Annotated in this window: 13 protein-coding genes; 8 read left to right on the top strand and 5 right to left on the bottom strand. The window is 65.2% G+C overall.

Annotation, left to right across the window (positions count from 1 at the left end; translation table 11 throughout):
- Positions 1-49 precede the first annotated feature (49 nt).
- Positions 50-994 carry an SGNH/GDSL hydrolase family protein gene (locus WMN78_RS09570; protein WP_340533517.1) on the bottom strand — a complete coding sequence of 315 codons (945 nt, stop codon included), beginning with the start codon at positions 992-994 and terminating at the stop codon, positions 50-52.
- A 273-nt stretch (positions 995-1267) separates the two neighbouring features.
- Here WMN78_RS09570 and typA point away from each other — a divergent pair, with 273 nt between their 5' ends.
- Complete coding sequence (typA, locus tag WMN78_RS09565) at positions 1268-3196, top strand: translational GTPase TypA (RefSeq protein WP_340533516.1); 1929 nt, start codon at positions 1268-1270, stop codon at positions 3194-3196.
- Between the two features lie 49 nt (positions 3197-3245).
- Positions 3246-3608 carry a hypothetical protein gene (locus tag WMN78_RS09560; protein WP_340533515.1) on the top strand — a complete coding sequence of 121 codons (363 nt, stop codon included), beginning with the start codon at positions 3246-3248 and terminating at the stop codon, positions 3606-3608.
- Between the two features lie 6 nt (positions 3609-3614).
- On the opposite strand, the gene WMN78_RS09555 is transcribed toward WMN78_RS09560, so the two are convergent.
- Positions 3615-3872 carry a hypothetical protein gene (locus WMN78_RS09555; protein ID WP_340533514.1) on the bottom strand — a complete coding sequence of 86 codons (258 nt, stop codon included), beginning with the start codon at positions 3870-3872 and terminating at the stop codon, positions 3615-3617.
- A 90-nt stretch (positions 3873-3962) separates the two neighbouring features.
- The gene (map, locus tag WMN78_RS09550; protein WP_340533513.1) at positions 3963-4745 is read right to left on the bottom strand and encodes a type I methionyl aminopeptidase; all 783 of its coding nucleotides are present in this window, start codon (positions 4743-4745) and stop codon (positions 3963-3965) included.
- A gap of 65 nt (positions 4746-4810) precedes the next feature.
- On the opposite strand from map, the gene WMN78_RS09545 reads away from it, so the two are divergent.
- The 4 genes from WMN78_RS09545 (at position 4811) to WMN78_RS09530 (ending at position 8303) form a co-directional block, all read left to right on the top strand.
- Positions 4811-5113, top strand: coding sequence for a helix-turn-helix transcriptional regulator (locus tag WMN78_RS09545; RefSeq protein WP_340533512.1), 303 nt, complete (start codon positions 4811-4813; stop codon positions 5111-5113).
- 161 nt (positions 5114-5274) lie between these two features.
- The gene (gene fdxA / locus WMN78_RS09540; RefSeq protein ID WP_011692652.1) at positions 5275-5601 is read left to right on the top strand and encodes a ferredoxin; all 327 of its coding nucleotides are present in this window, start codon (positions 5275-5277) and stop codon (positions 5599-5601) included.
- Positions 5602-5611: 10 nt separating this feature from the next.
- Positions 5612-6760: a succinyldiaminopimelate transaminase gene (gene dapC, locus WMN78_RS09535; protein WP_340533511.1), complete on the top strand. Its 1149-nt coding sequence runs from the start codon at positions 5612-5614 to the stop codon at positions 6758-6760.
- Positions 6761-7019: 259 nt separating this feature from the next.
- The gene (locus WMN78_RS09530; RefSeq protein WP_043482784.1) at positions 7020-8303 is read left to right on the top strand and encodes a citrate synthase; all 1284 of its coding nucleotides are present in this window, start codon (positions 7020-7022) and stop codon (positions 8301-8303) included.
- 101 nt (positions 8304-8404) lie between these two features.
- Here the strand turns inward: WMN78_RS09530 and galE are convergent, their stop codons facing one another.
- Positions 8405-9418: a UDP-glucose 4-epimerase GalE gene (gene galE / locus WMN78_RS09525; RefSeq protein WP_340533510.1), complete on the bottom strand. Its 1014-nt coding sequence runs from the start codon at positions 9416-9418 to the stop codon at positions 8405-8407.
- Positions 9419-9499: 81 nt separating this feature from the next.
- Between galE and WMN78_RS09520 the strand changes: the two genes are divergently transcribed.
- Both WMN78_RS09520 and WMN78_RS09515 read left to right on the top strand, forming a co-directional pair.
- Positions 9500-10138: a TetR/AcrR family transcriptional regulator gene (locus WMN78_RS09520; RefSeq protein ID WP_340533509.1), complete on the top strand. Its 639-nt coding sequence runs from the start codon at positions 9500-9502 to the stop codon at positions 10136-10138.
- A 71-nt stretch (positions 10139-10209) separates the two neighbouring features.
- On the top strand, positions 10210-10821 hold the full coding sequence (locus tag WMN78_RS09515) for a hypothetical protein (RefSeq protein ID WP_340533508.1): 612 nt from the start codon (positions 10210-10212) through the stop codon (positions 10819-10821).
- A gap of 10 nt (positions 10822-10831) precedes the next feature.
- Here WMN78_RS09515 and WMN78_RS09510 read toward each other — a convergent pair whose 3' ends face one another.
- Positions 10832-11683, bottom strand: coding sequence for a hypothetical protein (locus WMN78_RS09510; RefSeq protein ID WP_340533507.1), 852 nt, complete (start codon positions 11681-11683; stop codon positions 10832-10834).
- Positions 11684-11698 lie beyond the last annotated feature (15 nt).

Genomic DNA, 11698 nt, shown 5'->3' with positions numbered 1-11698 from the left:
GCCGGGAGACCCAATCCAGACCCCACCGGCAGCTCAACCCCCCGGCAGCTCAACCCACCGGCAGCACGGAGGTGGCCGGCCGGGCCGGGGCCTCGAGTCCCAGCTCCGTCAGCCTTGTGGCGAGGATCGTGCCCAGCGCCTTGTGGCCGACGTTGTTCATATGTACGCCGTCGGCAAGTTCCTTGGCCATGTTGTATTTCGTCAGCCAGTCTCCAACGCTGACGAAAGGAATGGCGTGCTTGGCTGCGACCGTGCCGAGAAGCGCGTCAACCTGTGACCGGCGCCCGCCGCCATAGTTGATGCCGCGGGCCAGAGTGCCGATCATGGCAAACTTGGACCCGGGGTAGCGCTGCTTGAGCGAGGAGATCAGGCGCTCGGCGTTGGCCACGATCTGTGCGTCAGTGGCGCCGCGCGCGGCATCGTTTCCACCGCCCTGGATCACCACCAGCCCGGGCGAACCGTAGGGTAGTTTCCAGTCGCCGCGCTGCAGCGCGTCGATGTAGTTTCCGGTCTTGCCGTTCGCCGCCACGAAGCCGGTGCCGCCGCGGCCGCAGAAGAAGACGTTGTAGCCCATGGCGGCCAGCCCCTGGCGTGGCCAGCCGGCCTCCGGCTCGGACTGCGAATCCCCGATCAGGACGGCGGTCCGCCTGATGTCCGCCACGATGACCTCGTTGCGGCCGTTGGCCGGATTAAGGTAGATCGACCCGGGAACCATCGTTGCCGCATCAGGCTTCGGGGCGAGCTGTGCCTGCGGCGCCGCGCCGGCGGCCACCGGCGCGCCGGGTTCGGCGGCCACCGGCGCGGCCGCCGATTCCCGGGGCGCGGCCTTGGTAGCCGACTGCCCGGGCGGCTGCGATGGCGCGGCTGTTGTTGCAGGAGCCGTCGGTTCCGTTGCAACATATGGTGTCAGGGGTGCCTGCCCGCAGCCGGCCATCAGAACGCCGGTGGCGATCACAGGTGCGATGAAGCGGGTCAGAGCTGAGGCGATTCGCATCCATGGTCTCCGGGCTGTGCTTTGCTGTTACCCCGTAATGATGGGGCATTGCACAAGGATAATCCAGTAACTTTAGGCCCTATTCACCCCATACCGGTGACGATCCAGTAACGGGCGCCCAAAGGGGTGCGTTTCGGGTTTTTAGGCCAATAAATGACCTAGCGCTTAGACTTGTAGCAGGTGCCCTGTGCCAAAGGGTCTTCTCGTCGTGCGTTCCGGTTGGAAATGTCGCGATACCACAGCTGACTTCACCACTGAATCGAGCAATAACGCATGTCTGAAACCACCACCAACACCGCGGTAGCCACTGCATCGCGCAGTGACCTGCGCAACGTCGCGATTGTGGCCCACGTTGACCACGGCAAGACCACACTGGTCGACGCCATGCTCAAGCAGACCAACTCCTTTGCCGAGCACAACCACCTCGAAGACCGCGTGATGGACTCCGGTGACCTTGAGCGCGAAAAGGGCATCACCATCCTGGCCAAGAACACCACCGTGGCCTACAACGGACCGTCCTCTCAGGGCGAGACCATCACGATCAACGTGATCGACACCCCGGGCCACGCTGACTTCGGCGGCGAGGTGGAGCGCGGGCTGTCCATGGTTGACGGAGTTGTGCTGCTCGTCGACGCTTCTGAGGGGCCCCTGCCCCAGACCCGATTCGTGCTCCGCAAGGCCCTCGCCGCGCACCTGCCGGTGATCCTCCTGGTCAACAAGACCGACCGCCCCGACGCGCGGATCGAAGAAGTTGTCCACGAGTCAATGGACCTGCTCCTTGGCCTGGCCTCCGACCTCGCGGACGAAGTTCCGGACCTGGACCTGGACAAGATCCTCGAAGTCCCGGTTGTCTACGCAGCCGCCAAGGTTGGCCGCGCCTCCCTCGAGCAGCCTGCCGACGGCACGGCTCCGGAGAACGAGGACCTTGAGCCGCTCTTCAAGACCATCATCGAGCACATCCCGGCACCGACGTACGACCCGAACGGCGTCCTGCAGGCACACGTCACCAACCTGGATGCTTCCCCGTTCCTGGGCCGCCTGGCGCTGCTGCGCATCTACAACGGCACCCTTCGCAAGGGCCAGACCGTTGCGTGGGCGCGCGCCAACGGCGAACTGAAGAACGTCAAGATCACCGAACTGCTGGCCACCAAGGCCCTGGACCGCGTCCCGGCCGAGTCTGCTGGACCGGGCGAGATCGTGGCCGTCGCCGGCATCGAGGACATCACCATTGGTGAGACCCTGACCGACGCCGAGAACCCGCAGCCGCTGCCGCTGATCACGGTGGATGATCCCGCGATTTCCATGACCATCGGTATCAACACCTCGCCGCTGGCCGGCAAGGTCAAGGGCGCCAAGGTCACTGCCCGCCAGGTGAAGGACCGCCTGGACAAGGAACTGATCGGTAACGTCTCCATCAAGGTTCTCCCCACCGAGCGTCCCGACGCCTGGGAAGTCCAGGGCCGTGGCGAGCTGGCCCTGGCCATCCTCGTTGAGCAGATGCGTCGCGAAGGCTTCGAGCTGACCGTGGGCAAGCCGCAGGTAGTCACCAGGACCATCGACGGCAAGATCCACGAGCCGATGGAGCACATGACCATCGACGTGCCGGAAGAGTACCTCGGCGCCGTCACCCAGCTCATGGCAGCCCGCAAGGGCCGCATGACCAACATGGCCAACCACGGCACCGGCTGGTGCCGGATGGAATTCATCGTTCCCGCCCGTGGCCTGATCGGCTTCCGCACCAAGTTCCTCACGGACACCCGCGGCGCCGGCATCGCAGCCTCCATCTCCGAGGGCTACGAGCCCTGGGCCGGCCCGATCGAGTACCGCACCAACGGCTCGATGATCGCCGACCGCGCCGGTGTTGTGACGCCGTTCGCCATGATCAACCTGCAGGAGCGCGGCTCCTTCTTCGTGAAGCCTACCTCCGAGGTCTATGAGGGCATGATCGTGGGCGAGAACTCCCGCGCCGACGACATGGACGTCAACATCACCAAGGAAAAGAAGCTCACCAACATGCGTGCAGCATCCTCCGACACCTTCGAGAACCTGACGCCGCCGCGCGACCTGACCCTCGAAGAGTCCCTCGAATTCGCCCGCGAAGACGAGTGCGTTGAGGTTACCCCGGAGTCCATCCGCATCCGCAAGGTGATCCTGGACACCAACGAGCGCGCCAAGGCCAACCGCGCCCGCGCCAAGGTCTGATCCGGGCCCGTTCCCGGTTATTACTTTCGTGAACATTAGAGCTGCCGGTATGGCAGGCGGCATCGCCGCCGCCGTGCCGGCAGCTCTTTTTGCTGCCGCGGCAGGCACGGCCCTGCACCGCCAGCAGTGGATGGTGTCCGGCGTCGTTCTTCCGTGGGGTGCAGTGGCGGCCCTGGTCCTTCTCGGCTCGGTGCAATTGTTCCTCGGGGCGGCCTTCCGGTCGGTGATCCCGTCGGCGGCCTGCGGCGCGCTGTGCTACGTCCTGGCGGGTCTGTGGTCAACCCTGGAGGCCGGCAAGCGGCTCATCGCCGCGGACTTCCCCGGGTACCTCTGGATCTACGGCATCGCCGGGGTAACGGTCCTGATGCTCCTCTGGTGCCGGCGCTACCGGGTGGTGCGGCCGCCGGCCTGAGCCGTCTCAGCCTTTTGACTCAGCCTGCCGTCGCGGCGCGCGCCGCGCGGGAGGCGGCGGCACCGGCTTCGCCGCCACCACCATGGCCAGGGGAATCACGACGTCGGCCCGCCGGGTTCGGACGGTACATTCGGCCGCAGTCACCCCCACCAGGTCGCCCAGCGCATCCGTCAGGCCCTCCGGGATGCGGTAGCGCACCACCACCCTGGTGCCGAGCGGGGCGCCTTCGAGGAACTGGCGGGGAGCGGGGGCCTGTGACGTCACCTCTTCATCCTAGGTGCGCGAAGGGGGCTGACCGGAGCGGGCAGTTCGCGACGGGGCGCCAGGAGCATGGGGGCAGGCCTCGCTTCGAACTTACGGTTGCACTTGCTTCGGCAAGGTGAGGATTTCGGCTCCGTCGCTGGTGATGGCGATCGTGTGCTCACTGTGTGCTGTCCGGCAGCCGGTCGCACTTCTGAGCGTCCACCCGTCGGCGTCGGTGATGAGTTCAGCGGTGTCCGCCATGACCCATGGCTCCAGTGCGAGCAGCAACCCGGGGCGCAGTTCGTATCCACGGCCCGGCCGTCCGGTGTTTGGAACGTGCGGGTCCTGGTGCATCGTGGAGCCGATCCCGTGGCCCCCGAACTCGGTGTTGATCGGGTACCCCGCCTCGCTAAGGACCGCTCCTATGGCATGGGAGATGTCGCCGATACGGGCGCCGGGTCCGGCTGCGGCGATCCCTGCGCTCAATGCGCGTTCGGTCGCGCTGATCATTGCGACGCTCTCCGGGGGCTTTGAGTCACCCACGATGAAGCTGATGGCGGAGTCTGCAGCGACTCCGCCTTTGGAGATGGCGAGGTCGAGTGTCAGCAGGTCGCCGTCGGCAAGTGTGTAGTCGTGGGGCATTCCGTGGAGAACGGCGTCGTTGACGGCCGTGCAGATGTAGTGTCCGAAGGGTCCGCGTCCGAAGGAAGGCTCGTAGTCGACGTAACAGGACAGCGCTCCAGCCTCGACGATCAGTGCCCTGGCCCAGCGGTCGACGTCCAGGAGGCTCGTGCCGACCGTGCTGCGATTCTTCAGGGTCTGCAGGATGTCAGCGACCAGGGCGCCCGTCTTTTTTGCCCGGGTCAGTTCGGTGGCGTTCAGGATCTCGATCATGCGGCACCTTTCCTTGCATCCAATAACTATCCCGTCCATATTATCCCGGTACTATAATCGGAGCCATGGTCAGGTTGCCACTCACACCCGCAGAGGTCGAGCGCGGACAGCGCCTCGGCGCCTTGTTGCGTCGCGCCAGGGGAGAGCGCTCGATGCTCGACATTGCACTCGATGCACGTGTCTCGCCGGAAACCCTCCGCAAGATCGAGACGGGCCGCGTAGCGACCCCTGCCTTCCCTACCATCGCCGCGATCGCCGAAGTCCTCGGGCTCTCCCTCGATACGGTCTGGGCCGAGATCAAGCCCCCCGAACGTGGGATGGAGCCGGCCCCCACCGGTCGCAGCGTACGTGAGCGGTTGGCGTCGTAAGTCCCGGGTCGCCGGGCTTGTATGACGCCGGGCTTGTATGACGCGCCGCTAGGTTCGCGGGAACAGGCTGATAGATAATAGGCTCAGAAGTCAGCAGTCCGGCGCTCAGGCCGGGAAGATCACCGGCCGAATGCCGGAACCAACGTGGAGAGGCAAGGGACGTGACGTACGTAATCGCGCAGCCGTGTGTAGATGTCAAGGACAAGGCATGTATTGAGGAATGCCCCGTCGATTGCATCTACGAGGGCGAGCGGTCCCTCTACATCCACCCCGATGAATGCGTCGACTGCGGTGCCTGCGAACCTGTCTGCCCCGTCGAGGCCATTTACTACGAGGATGACACCCCTGACGAGTGGGCCGACTACTACAAGGCCAATGTCGAATTCTTCGACGAACTGGGGTCGCCAGGCGGTGCCGCCAAGGTGGGCAATACCCATACCGACCACCCGATGATTGCTGCCCTGCCGCCGCAGAACCAGGATCACTGAGGCTCCAGGCGTGACATCCGCGGTACGCAGCTTCGGCCTCAGCCTGCCCGATTACCCGTGGGAGGCGATGGCGCCGTACCTTGCCACGGCCGCCAAGCACTCTGGCGGGCCGGTCAACCTTTCCATCGGCACGCCGGTTGACCACACGCCCGTCTTGGTCCAGGAGGCGCTCCAGCGGGCCGCTGACGCGCCCGGGTACCCCACGGTGCACGGTACGCCGGCCCTCCGTGCAGCCATCGCCGACTGGTTCGCCCGCCGCCGCGGTGTCCCCGGACTGGATCCCAGGGACGTGATGCCCACGGTCGGGTCCAAGGAACTGGTGGCGTGGCTGCCGTTCCTCCTGGGCCTGAGGCCCGGCGACGTCGTCGTCCGTCCTACCGTCGCCTACCCGACCTACGACATCGGGGCGACTTTCGCGGGAGCGGAACACGTCGCCGCCGACGATCTTGACGAACTGGATGTCGAGACGCGGCAACGTGTCCGGCTCGTCTGGGTCAATTCGCCGGCCAACCCCACCGGAAGCGTCCGTGACGCCGAATCGCTGAAGCGGATTGTGGACCAGGCCCGCGGGCTTGGCGCCGTCGTGGCTTCCGACGAATGCTACGCGGAGCTCGGATGGGGGGAGTGGGACGTCCAGCGCGGCGGCCGTCCGGTGCCCAGCATCCTGGACCCGCGGGTCGCCGGCGGATCCCACGAGGGCCTGCTCGCGGTGTATTCCCTCAGTAAGCAATCGAACCTTGCGGGGTACCGTGCGGCGTTTGTGGCCGGCGATCCGGTCATCATGGCCAACCTGGTCAACAGCCGCAAGCATGCCGGCATGATTGTTCCCTACCCGGTCCAGGAAGCCATGCGCGTCGCACTCGGCGACGACGCGCACGTGCAGGCGCAGAAGGACCTGTACCGCGGACGGCGGGAACGGATAGTGCCGGCGCTCGAGTCGTTCGGGCTGACAATCCACGAGTCCCAGGCCGGGCTCTACCTGTGGTGCACTGCCGGTGAGGCCACGTGGGACACCGTGGGCAGGCTGGCCGGGCTCGGCATCGTGGTGGGACCAGGCGTGTTCTACGGCGATGCCGGAAACGGATTCGTCCGGGTGGCACTGACCGCCGCGGATGAGCGGATCGACGCGGGAGTGGAGCGGCTGACCGCTGCCCCGTAGCCGGTAAGGGACGGCAACAGGCCCGTAACAATGGTGTGACACGCAACACAACCGGGGGGTTTTCGGGGCATTTGGGCACTACCGGATTAGTGTCACCTTGCCTTGGAGCGGTACTTTTTAACTGACTATCAATGGTGGCTTTCTACAAGAAGGCAGCCCGGCGGTTGGAATCCCTGCCCTGCAGGCTCCTCGGCCGGCTTCACCGGAGGTTGGATCAAGCTTTCTACAGAGAGGCCCTGACGCCTCATGAGGAGACTCCATGACTGAGACCACCAGCGCAACCCTGCGCCACGCGGGCGGCGAACTCGAACTCCCCCGCATCAAGGTTGTAGAAGGAAACGAAGGCTATGACGTTTCCAAACTGCTGAAGCAGACAGGCGCCGTCGCCTTTGACCCCGGTTTCATGAACACCGCGGCCACCACTTCGGCCATCACCTACATCGACGGCGATGCCGGAATCCTGCGGTACCGCGGGTACCCGATCGAGCAGCTGGCACAGCACTCCAGCTTCCTGGAAGTTTCCTACCTGCTGATCTACGGCAACCTGCCGACACCCACCGAGCTGGATGCCTTCGACCAGCGGATCCGCCGCCACACCCTGCTGCACGAAGAGCTCAAGGGCTTCTTCGGCGGCTTCCCGCGCGACGCGCACCCGATGCCCGTGCTGTCCTCGGCCGTTTCCGCCCTCTCCACCTTCTACCAGGACTCCCTGGACCCCTTCAACGCCGAGCACGTGGAAGTTTCCACGTACCGGCTCCTGGCCAAGATGCCCGTCATCGCGGCCTACGCCCTGAAGAAGAGCATCGGCCAGCCTATGCTCTACCCGGACAACTCCATGAACCTGGTGGAGAACTTCCTCCGCCTGAGCTTCGGCCTCCCGGCCGAGCAGTATGAGCTGGACCCGGTCATGGTCAAGGCCCTGGACCTGCTCCTGATCCTGCACGCGGACCACGAGCAGAACTGTTCCACGTCCACCGTGCGGCTGGTCGGCTCGTCCAACGCCAACCTCTTCGCCTCGGTATCCGCAGGTATCAACGCGCTCTTCGGCCCGGCCCACGGCGGCGCCAACGAAGCGGTGCTCAAGATGCTGCGCCAGATCCAGACCGAGGGCATCAAGCCCGAGGACTACATGGAGAAGGTCAAGAACAAGGAAGACGGCGTCCGCCTCATGGGCTTCGGGCACCGCGTGTACAAGAACTACGATCCGCGGGCCAGGATCGTCAAGGACACGGCACACGAAGTGCTCGGCAAACTCGGCGGCAACGACGAACTGCTGGACATCGCCATGCGCCTCGAAGAGAAGGCCCTGGGTGACGACTACTTCATCCAGCGCAAGCTCTACCCGAACGTGGACTTCTACACCGGCCTGATCTACAAGGCCATGGGCTTCCCGGAGAAGATGTTCACTGTGCTGTTTGCGATCGGCCGCCTGCCGGGCTGGATTGCCCAGTGGCGCGAAATGATCAACGATCCCAGCACCAAGATCGGCCGTCCGCGCCAGCTCTACACAGGAGAGCCGGAGCGCAACTACCCGGCCAGCTAAGGCCCACGAACAAAACAGCCACGCCGGCTGCGTACCGCAAGGTGCGCAGCCGGCGTCGTGGTTTAAGTTCGGCTGCCGGTGACGGCCGGCCGGCGGAACGCTCAGGCGTTGTAGCCCAGCGGGTTGTTCTTCTGCCAGCGCCAGTGGTCCTCGCACATCTGGTCCACGGTTTTGGTAGTGGACCAGCCGAGGTCAGCCAGTGCGGACGTGGCATCGGCCCAGAATGCGGGGAGATCGCCGGCGCGGCGGCCCGTGATCTCGTAGGGGAGCTCATGGCCCACGGCCTTTTCGAAGGAGCGCAGCACCTCCAGCACCGACGATCCCTTGCCGGAACCGAGGTTCCACCGGAACACGCCCGCCCGGCCGGCCACGTGGTTCAGGGCAGCCACGTGGCCTTCGGCCAGGTCCACCACGTGGATGTAGTCACGCAGGCACGTGCCGTCCGGAGTGTCGTAGTCGCCGCCGAAGACCATCAGCTTGTCCCGGCGCCCCACAGCGACCTGGGCGATGAAAGGCACCAGGTTGTTGGGGATGCCCTGGGGGTCCTCGCCGATCCGGCCGGACGGGTGTGCTCCCACCGGGTTGAAGTAGCGCAGGAGCGCGATATGCCAGCGGTGGTCCGCGGCGCCGAGGTCCGACAGGATGTCCTCGATCTGTTCCTTGGTCCGGCCGTAGGGATTGTTTGCGCCGATCTCCATCTTCTCCACGTAGGGGACGGGGTTGTGCTCCCCGTACACGGTTGCGGACGAGCTGAAGACCAGCGAGCGGACGTCATGCCGGTCCATCACGCGGATCAGGTTCAGCGTTCCTACGAGGTTGTTGTAGTAGTACATCAGCGGCTCACGGACGGATTCGCCCACGGCCTTGAGGCCGGCGAAGTGGATCACGGCGTCGATCCGGTCCTGCGCAAAGACGGCCTCGACAGCTTGTTCGTCCACGAGGTCAACGTGGTGGAACGCCGCTTCGTGGCCGCTGAGTTCGGCGACGCGCCGCAGCGACTCTTCACTGGAATTGACCAGGTTGTCTATGACCACCACCTCATGGCCGGCTTCCTGCAGGGACAGAACAGTGTGGGACCCGATGTAGCCGGTGCCGCCCGTAACCAGAATTCTCATGGTTTCAACGCTATCCCAGTTGGCCTCGCTTCCACCCGTGTTGCCCACACCTTGGCGGCACATCCGTGCTAAATAATAGGAGTGCCCAAAATCGTTGATGCCGCAGTCCGGCGCCAGGAAGTTGTCGAAGCTGTTTTCAGGATCATTGCGGCGGACGGCCTGGAACGGGCCTCCCTGCGTGAAGTGGCTGACGAGGCCGGACTTGCCGTGGGGTCAGTCCGCCACTATTTCTCCAGCAGCGACGAGCTTCTGGCCCATTCCTTCGGCGTGGTGGTGGACAGGATCACCGGCAGGCTGGACACGGCGCGGGACCTCCTCACGCAACTGACCCCAGGGACAGCTGAGCACAGGGACGGCGTGTTAACCCTGTTGGGCCAGTTCCTTCCGCTGGACGAGGAGCGGGCCGTGGACGCGTGCGTCTGGATGGCGTTCAAGAACGCGGCCCGGATCAGGCCGTTCCTGGCCGCCGAGGCTGACCGCAGCCACCGTTCCGTGGCCGCCGTCGTGGGCTGGCTGATGATGGAACTCAGGCCCTCCGGGGAGACAGGGGCCGACGACGGCCATCAGGGCCTGGTCACCGAAGCGGAGCGGCTGCTCGCCACGTTGGACGGCCTGACCATGCATGCCCTGCTTCAGCCGGAATGGATGACCGCTGACATGTGCCGGGACGTCCTGTCGTCGCACCTGCAGAGCCTGGGCCAGGCAGCACTGGGCCATTAAGGCAAGCCATTAACGTCAGTAGTCAACAGGAATACACTGGGACAGTAAACAAGCCAAGGGAGGCCATTCGGATGCACCAAACAGGCGGTCCTGGCTGGCGAATCACCATGGACACCTCGGGTCCCATGCTCATTGCACTCTACGTCCGGGACGCTGCGGGCCTTAACAGCGCCGGGCGTCCGGCACTGTGCCACATGGCTCCCAAGATCCGTCCGGTGGACCACGCCAACCTCACGTCCGAAGTAGGCGGGATCAGTGCCCTTAAGACCGAATGGGAGGCCTGGTGGGAGCAGCTGCTCAAGTCGCATCCCCAGATGGCGCCGGACGTGAAGCCTCCCGATTTTGAAGCTTTCGGGAACTCTCCAGCCCTTCAGCGCGTGCTGCAGGCGCATTTCGGGTCGGCCCTGACCTGGGCGCGGGAGCGCCGCTCCGAATACGCCGCGCTGGAGGCTGAACGGGAGGCGAGCGGCGCCCCGCAACTCCTGGGCGACCTGGTGGAAGACCGGCTGCTGGAAGTGGGCCGCGGTTCGCGGGACTTCACCTTGACCATCATCGAACTTCCGCTGACGGAACCGCGGGCATGGTACCTCGAGCCGGACAAGATCATTATGAGCAAGGAACTGTTGTCCCAGCCCGAGGTGTTCCGAAGCTACGTCCAGCCGGTCGTGGAACTGCTCGTCTGAGCCTTCGCTGTCAGGAAGTTCCGGCAGCAACCGTGATCGTGACCAGGCCGGACTGACTCTCCGAGGGCTGCCAGCCGTTCCTGGCCGCCCGGTCCCAGCTGCGTCCTTCCACACCGACCTCTGTCACGGACAGGGATTTTGCGTTCGCCACTGCCCATTGAGCCACGGCCCAGGCCTGGGTCCCGCTCGCCTCCAGCACGATGGTAGTGCCGTCTGTGCTCGCCGGGATGTTCCCGAAGGCTGCGGTCAGTTCGCCAAGGACAGCCTGGACATCGCCAGGGCCTTCCGGTGACTTGAGGGTGCAGTCCAGGGCTCCGGACGATTGCCCGGTCAGGGCGGAGGCAAATGCCCTGCCCATGTCCTCATGCTGCGCATAGGCCTGCGGGTAGGCAGACCGCTGGACCCGCTGCGCCGCGGTAGTGATTTCCAGTGACTCGTATTCCGGAATTTTCACCAGGGCATCGTAGAACGCCCCGGTTGCATAATAGGGGTCCATCACCTGTACTTCAGAGCCCCAGCCCTGTGAGGGACGCTGCTGGAACAGGCCGCGGGAATCCGGCCCGGCCTGGTCGCCGTGCTCGATGTTGCGCAGCTTGGATTCCTGCATGGCAGTGGCCAGTGCGATGCTTGCGGCCCGCGGGGGCAACCCGCGGCGCACCGCAACGGCGGTAATGAGCGCCGCATTTGCCGCCTGGTCGGTGGCCAGATCGGATCCCCGGGCCCCGACGGCGGCAGTGCACTTTTCGGCAATGAGCGTTTCCGAACGCTGGATGAAGGCCACGGCCGTGTAGACACCGCCGGCAAGCAGGGCCAGGACCAGCCCCAGCACTAGCAGGCGGCGCAGGCCACGTCTCCGTGACACGAGGTTGCTCCCTGA

The sequence above is a fragment of the Arthrobacter oryzae genome, from assembly GCF_037911235.1.
Lineage (GTDB): Bacteria > Actinomycetota > Actinomycetes > Actinomycetales > Micrococcaceae > Arthrobacter > Arthrobacter oryzae_E.
Note: the sequence above shows the minus strand (reverse complement) of the source record. Positions and strands in the feature narration are given on the sequence as shown.